We start from the raw sequence: 17653 nt of genomic DNA on the forward strand, positions 1-17653 counted from the left end.
TAGAGGTGTTATTGATTAACTGAATGAATCAGCACTCAGACTGTAGAGGGCATTGTTTGCTATAACTGACCTGTTTATTCAGGGGAAGGGAACAATGAAAAAAACAGTACTCGCACTTTCAATGCTTGCTCTCAGCGCATGCAGTCAAACCAGCGACAACAGCCTATTACTGACGATTGATAACGACACCGCGGTATTCAAATCAACAGGCAAAGGCACTGTGATCGCAGAACAGGAACTCGCTAAAGGTAGCTATACCTTCTCCATCAGCGACAGTAAAAACACCTGTGGCACCAACTATGCACTGGCGGAAGAGAGTCGCATCAAATTCAATAAGCCCCTTCGCCTAGACGATTGCGCCGAGAAATCTGAGCTCGCCATTAAGGTCTTTCGCGCGAATACCTACCAGTTTACTCTCAACCCGCAAACTAATGAGTTAACGGTTCAAATAAAGCCAAAACAGCAACAACTCCAAAGCTTTGCCTGCCCAGTACCTAGTGGCGCACCGACGACCATCAATGTTGCTCAAACCTTTGACGATGGCACCTTGATCAGAGATGCCCTTTCCGGAATACAAACAACAGTCACTAACGGCAGTGTCACCATGCAGCCAGCAGAAAATAGCCAAGGTGTTTTGTTGCTAGAAAAGGTAGAGCCTGAAACCAAAGCAGATTTTAGTTGGGATAACGCCACGGTTTACTTCGTGATGACAGACCGTTTCCACAACGGCAACCCTGACAACGACAGTAGTTACGGCCGTAGCCAAGATGGACAAAATGAAATCGGCACCTTCCACGGCGGTGACCTAGCAGGCTTAACCGAAAAACTCGACTACATTGAATCACTGGGTGCTAATGCTATCTGGATTACATCTCCTTTAGAGCAGATACATGGTTGGGTTGGCGGTGGTGACCGTGGTGATTTCAAACACTATGGCTACCATGGTTACTACCATCAAGATTGGACCAAACTTGATAAAAACATGGGTACCGAAGACGAGCTAAAAACCTTCATCGATACCGCGCACAGCAAAGGTATTCGTGTCATCTGGGACATAGTCATGAACCACACAGGCTACGCTACCCTTGCCGATATGCAGGAGTTCGACTTTGGTAAGCTCAACCTGAGTGATGAAGAAGCAACAAAAACGCTGGGTGAGAACTGGACAGATTGGCAACCTGCTAAAGGTCAGAACTGGCACTACTTCAACAACTACATCTCTTACGGCGACAAAGAGGCGTGGGAAAAATGGTGGGGCAAAGCCTGGCTACGCAGCGATATCGGTGCTTACGACTCTCCAGGTTACAACAATCTGACCATGTCATTAGCGCACTTGCCTGATTTCAAAACAGAATCGAAAGAAACAACAGGACTACCGAATTTCTATCGCAACAAATCCACCAGCGCGACTGATGAACTCAAAACACCTCGTGACCACCTCATCACTTGGCTTTCAGACTGGGTACGTGAATACGGCGTGGATGGCTTTAGAGTCGATACCGCCAAGCACGTTGAACTGGAAGCGTGGGCAGAACTGAAAAAGAGCACTAACCAAGCACTGGCTGAATGGAAACAGAACAACCCAGACAAAGCTCTAGATGACCTACCCTTCTGGATGACCGGCGAAGTATGGGCACACAGCGTGGTGAAGTCAGATTACTTCGCTAACGGATTTGATTCGATCATCAACTTTGAATTCCAGAGCGATATCGCCCCTAAAGCGCTTAAATGCCTATCCGATCTCGATGCTGACTACCTTCGCTATGCAGAGAAGATCAACAGTGACAGCGAGTTCAACGTGTTGAGTTACTTATCCTCTCACGACACCTCACTATTCTGGACGCAGCACGGCAATGACTTTGCCAAACAAACCAAAGCCGCGAATGCGTTAATGCTGGCTCCGGGTGCAGTGCAGATCTATTACGGAGATGAAATAGCCCGTGACTTTGGACCAACAGGATCAGACCCAATGCAAGGCACTCGCTCAGACATGCCTTGGGAGCAAATCACCGGAGAGCGTGCCGAGTTGTTAAAGCACTGGCAAGCACTCGGACAATTCCGCCAACGCCACCCTGCTGTCGCGCAAGGTAAGCACATCATCCGCAACAGTAAGGGATATTACGCCTTCGAACGTCAATACCAAGATGACAAGGTGTTGGTTGTGTATACCGGTTCGAAATAAAGCGTTCGTAGACATAAAACAGTAGAAACTCAAGGAGAAGCTTCGGCTTCTCCTTTTTGATCTCAAAAACCAGTGCAATAAGCAAGCAGTTACTCATTAGCCAAACTTTATAGAAGTTTTTTACGTGTTAGAGCATTTGGCGCTATGCGTCGCAAAAACATTGCGGTATGTTCAAGGATTACACTGATGGCAGACATAAGGTCTGCCTTAATGACACATAACAAGCAATCACAATGAATTAGGTAAAATAAGTAATGCAGTTCTCTAAGTTTGGTGAAAAGTTTAATCGTTACTCTGGAATCACTCGTTTAATGGATGATTTGAATGATGGCCTGCGCACTCCTGGCGCAATCATGCTTGGTGGTGGCAACCCAGCTGCTATCCCAGCCATGCTCGATTACTTTAACCAAGCCAGTGCAGATATGCTCGCCAGTGGAGAACTCATCGCCGCCCTCGCCAACTACGATGGCCCGCAGGGCAAAGACAGCTTTATTAAGTCTCTCGCTGCAATGCTAAAAGAGACCTATGGCTGGGACATCAGCGAAAAGAACATCAGCCTAACTAACGGCAGTCAAAGTGGCTTCTTTTACCTGTTCAATCTGCTAGCAGGCCAACAGCCAGATGGCTCACATAAGAAAATCCTACTGCCAATCGCACCGGAATACATCGGCTACGGCGATGCGGGGATTGATGACGATATCTTTATCTCTTACCACCCAGAGATCGAACTGCTAGAAAACCGCCAGTTCAAATACCATGTCGATTTTGAACAACTTAAGGTTGATGACTCAGTCGCGGCTATCTGTGCGTCTCGCCCAACCAACCCGACGGGTAACGTACTGACCGACGAAGAAGTACGTAAGTTGGATAAACTCGCGCGTGAGAACAACATCCCACTGCTGATCGACAACGCTTACGGCCTACCATTTCCAAACATCATCTTTGAAGATGTCGAACCATTCTGGAATGAAAACACGATTCTGTGCATGAGCCTTTCTAAGCTTGGTTTGCCAGGAGTGCGCTGCGGTATCGTGATTGCGAGCGAAGAAGTCACTCAAGCACTAACCAACATGAATGGCATCATAAGCTTAGCGCCAAACAGTGTTGGGCCAGCGATTGCCAATCACATGATTGAAAAAGGTGATCTATTGCGTTTAAGCAGCGAAGTGATTAAACCTTTCTATAAAGAGAAGTCTTTGCGCGCTGTCGAACTGCTACAAGAAGCGATTGATGACCCACGTTTCCGTATTCACAAACCTGAAGGCGCTATCTTCTTGTGGCTATGGTTTGATGAACTGCCAATCACCACCATGGAACTGTACGACAGATTAAAAGCTCGCGGCGTGCTGATTGTTCCGGGTGAATACTTCTTTATCGGCCAAGAAGATGAGTGGGATCATGCTCATCAGTGCCTACGTATGAACTACGTACAAGACGATGAAGCAATGCAAAAAGGTATTGCGATTATTGCTGAAGAAGTGAAAAAGGCTTACAGCGAAAGCAAATAGAGATTCCCTACTCGGTCGTTCCTCCCTCTATGGAATGACGATGATAGGATAAACAAAAAAGAGCACCGACCTTCTTCAAGGTACTGGTGCTCTTTCACTTTTACTTCCCGATATTTTTTGTCACTTGAATACCCTAAATAATTGGGGGTTCAGCTAGGCGACTAGAAAATTCAGCCCTATGAGCATAGGGAACCTATGTGATTAGGGGGAATTTACGACGTCAACAACGCTGTAGCTTCAAGTATGACGGGGATTAGCCTTCGATTAGACCATTACCATTGATAGCAATCTTACGTGGTTTCATCGCTTCTGGGATTTCGCGTTCTAGGTCGATGTGAAGAAGACCATTTTCCATGCTTGCTCCTACTACTTTTACGTAGTCTGCAAGTTGGAATTTACGCTCGAAATCACGCTCTGCGATACCTTGATACACATAGGTTTTTTCTGCTTCAGGTTTACGCTCACCTTTAACAATTAGCATGTTCTCTTTCTGAGTCAGGTCTAATTGGTTATCAGCAAAACCAGCAACAGCCATAGTGATACGGTAGTTGTTCTCGTCTTTTTGCTCGATGTTGTATGGAGGGTAACCGCCAGAAGTGTTCTTCGATGTGTTCGCTTCCATCATGTTGAATAGACGATCGAAGCCGATTGCGTTGCGGTAAAGTGGAGTGAAATCTACAGTTCTCATAATGCTATCCTTCTAGTAAGCAATAGTCTTAGCTGCGAATTTTACTTAGATCGAACCTGTGTATGAGACCAAGTAAACAGCTAAGAGATTCAATTCGCATTCCTCGGGTTTCACCTCTGTTGGCGACAACACTGGGACATGACAGTGAATCAATTTTTAAGTTGTGTGCTGCTAAAGTTATCCTCTGTTGAGCGATACTTAGTCAGCGGTAATGAAGGTTCTGTTTCTTCTCTTGTAGAGCAAGACAGTCATCCTCTTCACAAATAGATATATGGATTGAGCAAAATAGTTTCAAGGGATCGAGCTAAAAATTTTTCTACGCGCTTCTAGAGATCCCCAACTCGGTCGTTCCTCCCTCTTGAGGATGACGAGCCAACTTATTGAAAGATAATCAAAATATCGGCAATAAAAAAGACCGCCATTTCTGGCAGTCTTTTAAAATTTTCAGATTGTTTTTTAGGACAATCTACACATCCAAGTTAGCAACCTTCAATGCGTTCTCTTCGATGAAGTTACGACGAGGTTCAACTTGGTCACCCATTAGTGTGGTGAACAGTTGGTCTGCGCCGACTGCATCTTCAATCGTTACTTGCATCATACGACGTGTCTCTGGGTCCATTGTGGTTTCCCAAAGCTGATCTGGGTTCATCTCACCTAGACCTTTGTATCGTTGTAGGCTTAGACCACGACGAGACTCTTTAATCAACCAGTTCAGCGCTTCAACGAAGCTTGATACTGCTTGAGTACGCTCACCACGCTTGATGTAAGCGCCTTCTTCGATCAGGCCATCTAACGCTTCTGCTAGACTTGCTAGCTTGCCGTACTCTTTCGAGTTGAACAGTTCAACGCTTAATGCATGTTCGTGTGTCACGCCGTGAGTACGAACCACAATCTTAGGTAGGCTTAGACCTAGCTCTTCATGCTTCTCAACTTCTAGAGAGTACTGGCTTGCACCAACCTCTTTCGCGTTCAGTTGTTCTACTAGCTGCTTGCCCCATGCTTCTACTGCTGACTCATCATGACACTGCTCTGCAGTTAGACGAGGCATGTAGATCATTTCATGCATTAGAGCATGTGGGTAACGGCGGCTCATACGCTCCACCAGCTTGATACCAGAGTTGTATTGCTGAACTAGCTTCTCTAGTGCTTCACCTGCCAATGCTGGTGCATCAGGGTTTACGTGTAGCGCTGCGTTGTCTAGAGCCAATGCCACTTGGTATTGGTTCATTGCATCTTCATCTTTGATGTACTGCTCTTGCTTACCTTTCTTCACTTTGTAAAGCGGTGGCTGAGCGATGTAGATGTAACCACGCTCAATAAGCTCTGGCATTTGACGGTAGAAGAAGGTCAACAGTAGCGTACGAATGTGCGAACCATCGACATCGGCATCGGTCATGATGATGATGTTGTGGTAACGCAGCTTATCTGGGTTGTATTCGTCGCGGCCAATACCACAGCCAAGAGCTGTGATCAGCGTTGCTACTTCTTGTGAAGAAAGCATCTTGTCGAAACGTGCTTTCTCTACGTTTAGGATCTTACCTTTTAGTGGAAGAATCGCTTGATTCTTACGGTTACGGCCTTGTTTTGCGGAGCCGCCTGCCGAGTCACCCTCCACTATGTATAGTTCAGACAGTGCAGGGTCTTTTTCCTGACAGTCTGCAAGCTTGCCTGGTAGGCCAGCTAGGTCTAAAGCACCTTTACGACGCGTCATTTCACGTGCTTTACGCGCTGCATCACGAGCTCGTGCTGCATCGATAATTTTAGTACAAACGGTTTTCGCTTCTGTTGGGTTCTCGATAAGGAACTCAGACAGTTTTTCACCCATCGCTTGTTCAACGGCAGATTTCACTTCAGAAGAAACCAGCTTGTCTTTAGTTTGGCTAGAGAACTTAGGATCTGGCACTTTTACCGAGATAACCGCAGTTAGGCCTTCACGAGCATCATCACCTGATGTTGCTGTCTTCGCTTTCTTAGAGAAGCCTTCCTTATCCATGAAGCTGTTCAGAGTACGCGTCAGCGCAGCACGGAAACCAGCAAGGTGAGTACCACCATCACGTTGAGGAATGTTGTTTGTGAAACAGTAGATGTTCTCTTGGTAACCATCGTTCCATTGCATTGCTACTTCAACAGTAATGCCGTCTTCACGTTCGTGGTCGAAGTGGAAGATTTTTTGGATGATCGGTGTTTTGTTGGTGTTTAGGTGATCAACGAACGCCTGAATACCACCTTCAAACATGAAGTGATCCGATTTATCTTCTTCACGCTCATCAATCAGCTTGATAGAAACGCCTGAGTTTAGGAACGACAGTTCACGTAGACGTTTAGCTAGAATATCGTAGTGGAAAAGTACATTTGAGAATGTCTCTTCACTTGGCCAGAAACGGATTTCTGTACCCGTTTGGTCCGTATCACCAATCACAGCTAGTGGCGCTTGAGGCTCACCATGGTGGTACGTTTGAGTATGGATTTTACCACCGCGGTGGATAGTAAGAGTAACCTGCTTAGACAGTGCGTTTACTACTGAAACACCTACACCGTGCAAGCCACCTGATACCTTGTATGAGTTATCATCGAACTTACCACCAGCGTGAAGAACCGTCATGATTACTTCAGCAGCAGACACGTTCTCTTCTGGGTGAATTTCAGTTGGAATACCACGGCCGTCATCGCGTACCGATACTGAATTGTCTTCATGGATAGTAACAATGATGTCATTACAGTGACCAGCAAGCGCTTCATCAATAGAGTTATCTACTACCTCGAAGACCATGTGGTGCAGACCGGTACCATCATCCGTGTCGCCAATGTACATTCCAGGACGCTTACGAACCGCATCCAGACCCTTCAGTACCTTAATACTCGATGAATCGTAATTATCTGACATAGTTACTCTCTGACTAATTATCCTTGCTCTATTTTGCCATGTTCCACATGAAACATCCTGCTATTTTCATCATGCATATCTGCAATCTGATCAGCGGTAATAGAGCTTACAAAAACTTGAGCCTCGGTCGCCTTTAAACACTCAGCAAGACGTGCGCGGCGTTGGCTATCTAATTCGGAAGCGAAGTCATCTATTAAATAGATGCACTGCTTACCTGTCATTTGAGTGAGGTGTTGCCCTTGTGCAACTCGCAACGCACACACCATCAACTTCAATTGACCTCGTGACAAGACATCTTCCACTGGAGTGCCGTTCACTTTTATCTTCAGATCCGCTTTGTTTGGCCCACTAAAGGTGTAACCAAGCTGCTGATCCCTCTCAAAATTCTTCTCTAATATCTCGGCGTATGGGGTGTCTTTGTCCCAGCCGCGATAGTAGTTAATCTTTATCTCAAACTCAGGTAGGAAGGTCGCACAGATCTCTTCGGCGACTTCTTTAAGCTGATCAACGTAGGTGGCACGCCACTCACTGATGCTTTCCGCTAAACGGGCCAGTTCTTGGTCCCAGTAGCTCAGCTCTCGATAGTGGGTTGCCGTTTTCAATAAGGCGTTTCGCTGCTTATTGAGGCGCTTAACCCTGCCCCATGCATCATAGAAACCCGACTCACTGTGGAAGACTCCCCAATCAATGAATGCGCGGCGATGCTTAGGTCCATCTGTCAGTAAATCAAACCCTTCAGGGTGAATCAACTGCAAAGGTAAGACTTGCGCTAACTGCGCGAGTTTTTGCCCAGTTTGACCGCTTATTTTAACCTCTGTTGTGCCATCGCGCTGCTTATTAATGCCAATTGGCAGCTCAAATTGATCCGAGGTCATAAAACGGCCGTGCACAAACAGTTCGCTACACTCATTTTGTATGATACGTCCCGTTAGGGAACTCTTAAATGAGCGACCGTGGCCGAGCAGATATACCGCTTCAAGAACACTGGTTTTACCGCTTCCGTTAGGCCCTATAAGAAAGTTAAAGCCTGATGACGGTTGAATGTCACAGGCTTCAATATTTCTAAACTGCTTAACGATTAGACGAGAGAGTGGCATAGCGTCATCACATTAATCATTAACGATGGCACCAACTCTACAGACGGATTGGCATAACAACGTACATTGCGCTGTCATCTTGTGCATTTTCAATCAAGGCACTCGCGTTCGCGTCTGACATTGAGATACGAACTTGCTCACAGCGCAGTGTATTGAGAACATCAAGTACATAGCTTACGTTAAAGCCGATCTCTAGTGCATCACCCTCAAAGGTCACGTCCAGCATCTCTTCGGCTTCTTCTTGCTCTGGGTTGTTAGCAGTAATGCGCATCTCGCTATCTGCAAGGTTAACGCGAACACCACGGAATTTTTCATTCGATAGAATCGCAGCTCGAGAGAACGCTGAACGCAGTTCATCACAACCCGCTTCTAGCGTTTTGGTGGTGTTTTGCGGCATTACGCGGCGATAATCTGGGAAACGACCATCAACCAGCTTCGAAGTGAAGACATAGTTGTTCACTTCAGCACGCACGTTTGAGTTACCAATCTGCAGTGTTACCGGTTGTTCAGGCGCATCCAATAGCTTCACCAGCTCTTGCACGCCTTTACGAGGCACAATGATCTGCTTCTGTGCGAAATCCGCACCAAGCTGAGCCTGAGATACCGCCATACGGTGACCATCGGTCGCCACACTGCGTAATGTAGAGCCTTCAATCTCAAACAACATACCGTTGAGGTAGTAACGAACGTCTTGGTTCGCCATTGAGAATTGAGTTTTTTCGATAAGACCACGCAGTTCAGCCTGTGTCACAGACACTTCAACTTCACTGCTCCAGTCTTCAATATTAGGGAAATCGGCCGCAGGCAAGGTTGCCAATGAGAAACGGCTACGACCAGAGCGTACTTGAACACGGTCACCATCCAATAACACAGTGATCACTGAGTTATCAGGTAAACCACGGCAGATATCTAGGAATTTACGAGAAGGTACTGTGATGCTGCCCGCTTCGAAATCACCTTCAAGCGTTACACGGCTGATCAGTTCAACTTCTAGATCCGTTGCTGTCATCGACAACACGTTATCTTCTACCTTAATCAGTAGGTTTCCTAGAATTGGAAGCGTTGGCCTGCCACCTAGCGCGCCAGACACTTGTTGTAATGGCTTAATCAGATGACTACGTTCAATGGTAAATTTCATATCTTGCTCTTACGGTCTAAATGGCACGCAGCATATGTACGTGACCAAGATTCTGCTTATTAAGGTTAAGAATACTGTGTATTAAGAAGAAAGGGTACGAATCAAGTTCGAATAATCTTCTTTAATGTCGTGGCTCTCTTCACGCAGCTGAGCAATCTTACGGCAAGCGTGCAGTACCGTGGTGTGGTCACGGCCACCAAATGCATCACCGATCTCAGGCAAGCTGTGGTTAGTCAGCTCTTTTGCTAGTGCCATCGCCAGTTGACGTGGGCGAGCAACAGAACGAGAACGACGCTTAGACAGCAGATCAGCCACTTTGATTTTGTAGTACTCAGCAACGGTCTTCTGAATATTATCGATAGTAACCAGCTTCTCTTGCAGAGCCAGTAGATCACGTAGCGCTTCGCGTACGAAATCGATCGTGATCGGGCGGCCAGTGAAGTTCGCATTCGCGATTACACGGTTCAGTGCGCCTTCTAGCTCACGAACGTTAGAACGCAGACGCTTAGCAATAAAGAATGCCACCTCATCCGCAAGATGAATTTGATGGTCTTCTGCTTTCTTCATTAAGATCGCAACACGCGTCTCAAGCTCTGGTGGCTCGATCGCAACCGTCAAACCCCAACCGAAACGAGATTTAAGACGATCTTCTACGCCGTTGATCTCTTTTGGATAACGGTCAGACGTTAAGATGATCTGTTGGTTGCCTTCAAGCAGCGCATTAAAGGTATGGAAGAACTCTTCTTGAGAACGCTCTTTATTAGCGAAGAATTGGATGTCATCGATAAGCAATGCATCAACACTACGGTAGTAGCGTTTGAATTCTTCGATCGCGTTATTTTGTAGCGCTTTAACCATATCCTGAACAAAACGCTCAGAGTGCATGTACACCACTTTTGCATTCGGCTTACCATCAACAATGGCATTACCTACCGCGTGCAACAAGTGAGTTTTACCTAGGCCGGTGCCACCGTATAGAAATAGTGGGTTGTATGCCGCGCCTGGGTTATCCGCCACCTGACGTGCTGCTGCCAAACCAAGTTGGTTCGACTTACCCTCAACGAAGTTATTGAACTTGTGTTTAGGGTTGACGTTTGAACGGTGGTTGATATCCACATCCACTGGCTCTTCATCGCGCCATGTGTTGTGAACTGGCTTACGAGCTTGCAGCTGTGCAGGCGCCGAAGACTCTGCCGCTACATCCGCAGCAGTACGAGTTGGCGCTGGAGCAGATGCAGGTGCTGCCGGCTTAGGTGCCGATACACGTTTGCTGCCTACTTCAAAATGCAGATGCGGGATATCGTTGCCGCAATATTCTTGCAGCAGACGGTTAATGCTATTTAAGTACTTATCACGAACCCAATCGAGTACGAAACGGTTCGGTGCAAATAGAGTTAGAGTATTGTCATTGAGCTCCGCTTGTAACGGACGAACCCACATACTGAATTCTGTAGCTGGTAACTCTTCTTGAAGCTGTTGCAAACACTGCAACCAAAGCGAAGATGACACGGTGCCCCCACTCTATTTAAGTAATATGAAATGACTGCTAATTTTACCTGTTGATAAGTCAGATCACCAGCAATTGATCACAGATCCAGTGAATAAGATCCAAGTTATTCACAATAAATTTATAATTAATGGGTGGATCCGCACATCTTGCCCCTAATTTACTCACACAACGATCCACTTATGCCCGGATCCTTGCTAGTTATCCCCAAAATGAGAATGCGATCTAGTTATGGTTAATAACATCTGGTTATTTATTCTATCGAGCATTTTCCCAGTAACATCCAATCCCATAAATATAAGGAGTTACCAAATGAATAACTGGATTAAGGCTGCAATTGCGGCTATCGCACTCTCTGCTGCTACTGTTCAAGCTGCGACTGAAGTAAAAGTCGGCATGTCTGGTCGCTACTTCCCATTTACTTTCGTTAAGCAAGACCAACTACAAGGTTTTGAAGTGGATTTATGGGATGAGATCGGTAAACGTAACGACTACAAGGTTGAATACGTAACAGCGAACTTCTCTGGTCTGTTTGGTCTTCTTGAAACTGGTCGAATCGATACCATTTCTAACCAAATTACAATGACGGATGCACGTAAAGCGAAATACCTATTCGCAGACCCATACGTAGTAGATGGCGCACAAATTACCGTTCGTAAGGGTAATGACAGCATTAAAGGCATCGAAGACCTTGCAGGCAAGACTGTTGCAGTCAACCTAGGCTCGAACTTTGAGCAACTGCTACGCAGCTACGACAAAGATGGCAAGATCAACGTAAAGACCTACGACACTGGTATTGAGCATGATGTCGCTCTTGGTCGTGCCGATGCATTCGTCATGGATCGCCTATCAGCACTAGAGCTTATCAAGAAGACTGGTCTACCATTACAACTAGCAGGTCAGCCATTCGAAACCATTGAAAATGCTTGGCCTTTCGTAGACAACGATAACGGTAAGAAACTGCAAGCAGAAGTAAACGAAGCATTAGCAGCAATGCGCGCAGATGGTACGCTAGAAAGTATCTCTCAGAAATGGTTTGGTGCGGACATTACTCAGAAGTAATCACTCACTCTCTCCATACGAGGCCCACTGCTTACACGGCGGTGGGCTTTTTGCTTTTGTATCACTGATTAAAACGCTTGATATAACGACACTTCCAATAAAAATACGAGATAGATTATGGGATTTGATTTTAACTACATGCTAGAGCTGCTGCCGATACTGTTAAAGTATCTCGGCACCACCATGGAGATGGCGATTTGGGGCTTGTTCTTTGCTCTGATCCTGTCTGTGATACTGGCAAACATTCGTGTGTTCAAAATCCCAGTACTCGACCAACTCAGCCAGCTTTACATTAGCTTCTTCCGTGGCACCCCACTGCTGGTTCAGCTATTCCTCCTTTATTACGGCTTACCTCAGGTATTCCCGTGGATGGTTGGCTTAGATGCATTCAGCGCTGCCGTCATTGGTTTAACCCTGCACTTTGCCGCTTACATGGCAGAGAGTATTCGCGCCGCGATTATCGGTATTGATCGCAGCCAGATGGAAGCGAGCCTTTCGGTGGGTATGACGACTAGCCAAGCGATGCGTCGAGTGATCTTGCCACAAGCGACCCGCGTTGCTCTGCCTTCTCTGATGAATTACTTCATCGATATGATCAAATCAACCTCACTCGCCTTCACGCTAGGTGTGGCTGAGATTATGGCTAAGGCTCAGATGGAGGCGTCTTCAAGCTTCCGTTTCTTCGAGGCTTTCTTGGCAGTGGCGCTGATTTACTGGGGCGTGGTGGTTATCCTCACTCGTATTCAAATCTGGGCCGAAGTGAAACTGAATAAGGCGTACGTACGATGATCAAATTACAAAATATCCACAAGCACTTTGGTGACACCGAAGTTCTTAAAGGGATCGACCTAGAAATCAAGCAAGGTGAGATCATTGTCATCATAGGTTCAAGCGGTACTGGTAAGTCTACGCTACTGCGTTGTGTGAACTTTCTTGAGCAAGCCGACCAAGGCACGATCTCTATTGATGACATCAAAGTCGATGCCCAGAAGCACACAAAAGCAGAAGTGCTAGCACTGCGACGTAAGACCGGCTTTGTCTTCCAGAACTACGCCCTGTTTGCTCATCAAACCGCCAAGCAAAACATTGCTGAAGGCTTAATTACTGTGCGTGGCTGGAAGAAGCAGCAAGCGCATGAAAAAGCACAACAAATACTCGATGATATCGGCCTAGGCGACAAAGCAGACAGCTACCCAGCTGCGCTTTCTGGCGGTCAGCAGCAACGTGTCGGTATTGGTCGTGCCATGGCACTTCAACCTGAGCTTTTACTGTTTGATGAGCCGACTTCAGCGCTGGATCCTGAGTGGGTTGGCGAAGTACTTAACCTAATGAAAAAATTGGCTAATCAGCATCAAACCATGCTGGTGGTTACCCATGAAATGCAGTTCGCGAGAGAGGTCGCAGACCGAGTGATCTTCATGGCTGACGGCCATATTGTCGAGCAGGGATCTCCACAGGATATTTTTGGTAATCCACAAGATCCTAAATTAAAAAAATTCCTAAATAAGGTGGGGATCGACTAAGGATCCTTGTGATTTTAGTTATTCTACGTATAATCCCCCGACCGGAATTTTAGTTAACCCAATCATTGACACTTTTTGTGACAGTGATTACAATTCCGCCTCTTTGTTGAGAGGCGTCGGTTTTCCTTTCTTATATAAAGAAAAGAAAAAATGCCCACGCCGGGTTTAACAAAAACCTAAAACTACTGATCAGTAAGGTAATTACAATGAAACGCACTTTTCAACCTACAGTTCTAAAGCGTAAGCGTACTCACGGTTTCCGTGCTCGCATGGCTACTAAGAACGGTCGCGCAACAATCAATGCACGTCGTGCAAAAGGCCGTAAGCGTCTTTCTAAGTAATCTTTGATTATTTTGAATAAGCTAGCCTTCGGTCGGGAGTTACGCTTGTTAACTCCCGAACATTATCAAAATGTCTTCAAGCAAGCTCATCGAGCTGGCTCTCCTCATTTCACCATCATTGCTCGAAATAACTCTCTTTCAAATCCTCGTCTTGGATTAGCCGTTCCGAAAAAACAGATTAAAACAGCCGTGGGTCGTAATCGATTCAAGCGTCTTACTCGTGAAAGCTTTCGTAACACTCAGCACAAACTTCCTAACAAAGATTTTGTTGTAATCGCTAAGAAGAGCGCGCAAGATTTAAGCAATGAAGAAATGTTCAAGCTACTCGACAAATTATGGCTTCGCCTGTCTCGCCCTTCGCGTGGATAGCGCTAATACCCATCTATTTTTATAGATGGTTTATTAGTCCACTCATCGGCCCACGCTGCCGATTTACTCCAACCTGCTCTTTATATGCGATAGAAGCGTTGAAAGCTCACGGTTTTGTAAAAGGGTGTTGGTTATCAGGCAAACGTCTATTAAAATGCCATCCTTTGAACGAAGGGGGCTTTGACCCCGTTCCACCAGTCCAAAAACAAGACAGAGATAAATAACGATGGATTCTCAACGTAATATCCTGTTAATCGCATTGGCTTTGGTTTCTTTCCTACTTTTCCAACAATGGAATGTAGCTAAGAACCCAGCTCCTCAAGCGGTTGAGCAGGCACAATCTGGCAGCACCCTACCAGCGCCATCTTATGCAGATGATCTAGACCCGGCTCCTGGTCAAGTTGCTTCTTCTGCAAAAACTATCACAGTAACCACTGATGTACTGACTCTGTCAATTGATACGGTTGGTGGTGATGTTGTGACAGCAAACCTAAATGATTACTCAGCTGAGTTTGATTCTGAAGAGAGCTTTGTTCTTCTTAAGAATGAACCAGGTCACCAATTTATCGCGCAAAGCGGTCTAGTTGGTCCTCAAGGTATCGACCTTAGCAGCACTAACCGCCCTAGCTACACGGTTTCAGCAGACAGCTTTACGCTGGCTGACGGTCAGGATGAACTACGCATCCCAATGACTTACCAAGCGAACGGTCTAGATTACACAAAAACATTCATCCTTAAGCGCGGCAGCTACGCGATTGACGTTGAATACGATGTAGTCAACAACTCTGGCAACAACGCGACATTCGGTATGTACGCTCACCTACGTCAAAACGTTATGGATGACGGCGGTAGCCTAACAATGCCAACTTACCGTGGTGGTGCTTACTCTACGGAAGATACGCGTTACAAGAAATACAGCTTCGACGATATGCAAGATCGCAACCTATCTCTTAACCTAGCAAACGGTCAAGGTTGGGCAGCGATGATTCAACACTACTTTGCAAGTGCTTGGATTCCACGCGACGAAGCAGGCAGCAACCTTTACACTCGTGTAATTGGTAACCTAGGCGACATCGGTGTTCGTATGCCGAACAAAACTATCGCTAGCGGTGACGAAGCGAGCTTTAAAGCAACGCTTTGGGTTGGTCCAAAACTTCAAGACCAAATGGCAGCAACTGCACCAAACCTAGACTTGGTAGTAGATTACGGCTGGCTATGGTTCATTGCTAAACCACTTCATACTCTGCTTTCGTTCATTCAAGGCTTCGTATCGAACTGGGGTGTAGCAATTATCATCCTAACTTTCATCGTTCGTGGTGCTATGTACCCACTAACGAAAGCTCAGTACACGTCTATGGCGAAAATGCGTATGCTTCAGCCTAAGCTGACAGCAATGCGTGAGCGTATTGGCGACGACCGTCAACGCATGAGCCAAGAAATGATGGAGCTTTACAAGAAAGAGAAAGTAAACCCACTAGGTGGCTGTTTACCTATCCTTCTGCAAATGCCTATCTTCATTTCGCTATACTGGGCACTAATGGAGTCTGTTGAACTGCGTCACTCACCGTTCTTCGGTTGGATTACTGACCTTTCAGCGCAAGACCCATACTACATCTTGCCACTTCTGATGGGGGCTTCAATGTTCCTAATCCAGAAGATGAGCCCGACGACTGTAACGGATCCAATGCAGCAGAAGATCATGACCTTTATGCCGGTTATGTTCACATTCTTCTTCCTGTTCTTCCCTTCAGGTCTGGTTCTTTACTGGCTAGTATCGAACATCGTAACTCTGATTCAGCAAACGCTTATCTACCGCGCGCTGGAAAAGAAAGGCTTACATTCTAAGTAAGTTCGATAACAGAAAGAGCTAAAGAAAGGCGACCAAAAGGTCGCCTTTTTGTTTTTAGCTGATTACAATTCAGCTAATTGATTAATCGTGAATGCCCTTTTTGGCGTTCACATGCTAGCAGGCACAACTATGACTACAGATACGATTGTTGCTCAAGCGACCGCGCCCGGCCGTGGTGGCGTCGGTATTATCCGCGTTTCCGGTCCATTAGCGACTCAGGTTGCCCTAGAAGTAACGGGAAAAACACTTAAGCCTCGCTACGCTGAGTACTTACCTTTTAAATCTGCCGATGGCATCGAGCTCGACCAAGGTATCGCGCTCTACTTCCCTAACCCGCACTCTTTTACCGGCGAAGACGTTCTAGAGCTGCAAGGTCACGGCGGCCCAGTGGTTATGGACATGCTCATCAAGCGCATCCTAGGCATCTCAGGCGTGCGTGCAGCTCGTCCTGGTGAGTTCTCAGAGCGTGCGTTCTTGAACGACAAGATGGACTTAACCCAAGCCGAAGCGATTGCTGACTTGATTGATGCAAGCTCAGAAGAAGCGGCCAAATCGGCACTGCAATCTCTTCAGGGTGAGTTCTCAAAACGTATTAACACCCTAGTGGATTCGCTGATTCACCTGCGCATCTATGTTGAAGCGGCGATAGACTTCCCTGAAGAAGAAATCGACTTTCTGGCTGACGGTAAAGTAAGTGCTGACTTACAGGCTATCATCGATAACCTAGAGGCGGTACGCCAAGAAGCCAATCAGGGTGCCATCATGCGTGAAGGCATGAAGGTGGTGATTGCTGGTCGCCCAAATGCCGGTAAATCTAGCCTACTGAACGCCCTGTCAGGCAAAGAATCGGCGATCGTGACTGATATTGCTGGCACCACGCGTGATGTACTACGTGAACACATCCATATTGATGGTATGCCACTGCACATTATTGATACCGCGGGTCTGCGTGATGCTTCCGATGAAGTCGAAAAAATCGGTATTGAACGAGCTTGGGAAGAAATTGCTCAAGCAGACCGAGTTCTATTTATGGTGGATGGCACCACGACCGATGCTACTGACCCGAAAGATATCTGGCCTGATTTCGTTGATCGTTTACCAAATAACATCGGTATGACGGTGATTCGCAACAAAGCGGATCAAACCAATGAAGAGCTGGGTATTTGCCATGTGAACGATCCAACCCTAATCCGCCTATCAGCGAAAACAGGCCAAGGTGTCGATGCACTGCGCAGCCATCTAAAAGAGTGTATGGGCTTTGCTGGTGGTCATGAAGGTGGCTTTATGGCGCGTCGTCGCCACTTAGACGCCCTAGAACGCGCATCTGAGCACTTGGATATTGGCCAGCAACAACTTGAAGGCTACATGGCTGGGGAGATCTTAGCGGAAGAGCTTCGTATCACTCAACAGCACCTCAACGAGATTACAGGTGAGTTCAGCTCAGACGATCTTTTAGGTCGTATCTTCTCTTCTTTCTGTATCGGTAAATAACCTATAAAGGCCAG

The 17653-nt window shown here is 46.5% G+C and carries 15 protein-coding genes; 10 read left to right on the forward strand and 5 right to left on the reverse strand.

The window, feature by feature from the left end; translation table 11 throughout:
* Positions 1–94: 94 nt before the first annotated feature.
* Positions 95–2182 carry an alpha-amylase gene (locus F0251_RS14010; RefSeq protein WP_171731204.1) on the forward strand — a complete coding sequence of 696 codons (2088 nt, stop codon included), beginning with the start codon at positions 95–97 and terminating at the stop codon, positions 2180–2182.
* Between the two features lie 254 nt (positions 2183–2436).
* Entirely contained in the window at positions 2437–3690 is a 1254-nt protein-coding gene (locus tag F0251_RS14015) for a valine--pyruvate transaminase (RefSeq protein ID WP_061033943.1), read from the forward strand.
* Positions 3691–3943: 253 nt separating this feature from the next.
* Here F0251_RS14015 and F0251_RS14020 read toward each other — a convergent pair whose 3' ends face one another.
* From F0251_RS14020 to dnaA, 5 genes are all read right to left on the reverse strand, one after another.
* Positions 3944–4378 (reverse strand): Hsp20 family protein, encoded by a 435-nt coding sequence (locus F0251_RS14020; protein WP_171731205.1) that lies wholly within the window; start codon positions 4376–4378, stop codon positions 3944–3946.
* Positions 4379–4844: 466 nt separating this feature from the next.
* A complete protein-coding gene (gene gyrB, locus F0251_RS14025; RefSeq protein ID WP_061033945.1) occupies positions 4845–7262 on the reverse strand; it encodes a DNA topoisomerase (ATP-hydrolyzing) subunit B in 2418 nt (805 codons plus the stop codon).
* 17 nt (positions 7263–7279) lie between these two features.
* A complete protein-coding gene (gene recF / locus F0251_RS14030) occupies positions 7280–8359 on the reverse strand; it encodes a DNA replication/repair protein RecF (protein WP_061033946.1) in 1080 nt (359 codons plus the stop codon).
* A 37-nt stretch (positions 8360–8396) separates the two neighbouring features.
* Positions 8397–9497, reverse strand: a complete 1101-nt coding sequence (gene dnaN, locus F0251_RS14035; RefSeq protein ID WP_116869869.1) for a DNA polymerase III subunit beta — start codon at positions 9495–9497, stop codon at positions 8397–8399.
* An 81-nt stretch (positions 9498–9578) separates the two neighbouring features.
* A complete protein-coding gene (dnaA, locus tag F0251_RS14040; protein WP_004739264.1) occupies positions 9579–11006 on the reverse strand; it encodes a chromosomal replication initiator protein DnaA in 1428 nt (475 codons plus the stop codon).
* 310 nt (positions 11007–11316) lie between these two features.
* On the opposite strand from dnaA, the gene F0251_RS14045 reads away from it, so the two are divergent.
* The 8 genes from F0251_RS14045 to mnmE all read left to right on the forward strand — a co-directional run bounded on the left by F0251_RS14045 (position 11317) and on the right by mnmE (position 17639).
* The gene (locus tag F0251_RS14045) at positions 11317–12066 is read left to right on the forward strand and encodes an amino acid ABC transporter substrate-binding protein (RefSeq protein WP_008224665.1); all 750 of its coding nucleotides are present in this window, start codon (positions 11317–11319) and stop codon (positions 12064–12066) included.
* A 117-nt stretch (positions 12067–12183) separates the two neighbouring features.
* On the forward strand, positions 12184–12855 hold the full coding sequence (locus F0251_RS14050; RefSeq protein ID WP_004739268.1) for an amino acid ABC transporter permease: 672 nt from the start codon (positions 12184–12186) through the stop codon (positions 12853–12855).
* Entirely contained in the window at positions 12852–13589 is a 738-nt protein-coding gene (locus tag F0251_RS14055; protein WP_061033949.1) for an amino acid ABC transporter ATP-binding protein, read from the forward strand. The genes F0251_RS14050 and F0251_RS14055 overlap by 4 nt, the downstream gene beginning before the upstream one ends.
* 206 nt (positions 13590–13795) lie before the next feature.
* The gene (gene rpmH / locus F0251_RS14060; RefSeq protein WP_004735800.1) at positions 13796–13930 is read left to right on the forward strand and encodes a 50S ribosomal protein L34; all 135 of its coding nucleotides are present in this window, start codon (positions 13796–13798) and stop codon (positions 13928–13930) included.
* 45 nt (positions 13931–13975) lie between these two features.
* Positions 13976–14299, forward strand: a complete 324-nt coding sequence (gene rnpA, locus F0251_RS14065) for a ribonuclease P protein component (protein ID WP_017055478.1) — start codon at positions 13976–13978, stop codon at positions 14297–14299.
* Positions 14266–14523 carry a membrane protein insertion efficiency factor YidD gene (yidD, locus tag F0251_RS14070; RefSeq protein ID WP_004735802.1) on the forward strand — a complete coding sequence of 86 codons (258 nt, stop codon included), beginning with the start codon at positions 14266–14268 and terminating at the stop codon, positions 14521–14523. The genes rnpA and yidD overlap by 34 nt, the downstream gene beginning before the upstream one ends.
* A gap of 2 nt (positions 14524–14525) precedes the next feature.
* Positions 14526–16148, forward strand: a complete 1623-nt coding sequence (gene yidC, locus F0251_RS14075) for a membrane protein insertase YidC (protein ID WP_171731206.1) — start codon at positions 14526–14528, stop codon at positions 16146–16148.
* A 129-nt stretch (positions 16149–16277) separates the two neighbouring features.
* Complete coding sequence (mnmE, locus tag F0251_RS14080; RefSeq protein WP_061033980.1) at positions 16278–17639, forward strand: tRNA uridine-5-carboxymethylaminomethyl(34) synthesis GTPase MnmE; 1362 nt, start codon at positions 16278–16280, stop codon at positions 17637–17639.
* Positions 17640–17653: the final 14 nt, after the last annotated feature.

The organism is Vibrio sp. 070316B, from assembly GCF_013114115.1.
Classification (GTDB): Bacteria; Pseudomonadota; Gammaproteobacteria; order Enterobacterales; family Vibrionaceae; genus Vibrio; species Vibrio chagasii_B.

Excerpts from the sequence above, each read along its gene's own strand:
- F0251_RS14010 (WP_171731204.1), top strand. The coding sequence starts at position 95 with ATGAAAAAAACAGTACTCGCACTTTCAATGCTTGCTCTCAGCGCATGC.
- F0251_RS14015 (WP_061033943.1), top strand. The coding sequence starts at position 2,437 with ATGCAGTTCTCTAAGTTTGGTGAAAAGTTTAATCGTTACTCTGGAATC.
- F0251_RS14020 (WP_171731205.1), bottom strand. The coding sequence starts at position 4,378 with ATGAGAACTGTAGATTTCACTCCACTTTACCGCAACGCAATCGGCTTC.
- gyrB (WP_061033945.1), bottom strand. The coding sequence starts at position 7,262 with ATGTCAGATAATTACGATTCATCGAGTATTAAGGTACTGAAGGGTCTG.
- recF (WP_061033946.1), bottom strand. The coding sequence starts at position 8,359 with ATGCCACTCTCTCGTCTAATCGTTAAGCAGTTTAGAAATATTGAAGCC.
- dnaN (WP_116869869.1), bottom strand. The coding sequence starts at position 9,497 with ATGAAATTTACCATTGAACGTAGTCATCTGATTAAGCCATTACAACAA.
- F0251_RS14045 (WP_008224665.1), top strand. The coding sequence starts at position 11,317 with ATGAATAACTGGATTAAGGCTGCAATTGCGGCTATCGCACTCTCTGCT.
- F0251_RS14050 (WP_004739268.1), top strand. The coding sequence starts at position 12,184 with ATGGGATTTGATTTTAACTACATGCTAGAGCTGCTGCCGATACTGTTA.
- F0251_RS14055 (WP_061033949.1), top strand. The coding sequence starts at position 12,852 with ATGATCAAATTACAAAATATCCACAAGCACTTTGGTGACACCGAAGTT.
- rpmH (WP_004735800.1), top strand. The coding sequence starts at position 13,796 with ATGAAACGCACTTTTCAACCTACAGTTCTAAAGCGTAAGCGTACTCAC.
- yidD (WP_004735802.1), top strand. The coding sequence starts at position 14,266 with ATGGCTTCGCCTGTCTCGCCCTTCGCGTGGATAGCGCTAATACCCATC.
- yidC (WP_171731206.1), top strand. The coding sequence starts at position 14,526 with ATGGATTCTCAACGTAATATCCTGTTAATCGCATTGGCTTTGGTTTCT.
- mnmE (WP_061033980.1), top strand. The coding sequence starts at position 16,278 with ATGACTACAGATACGATTGTTGCTCAAGCGACCGCGCCCGGCCGTGGT.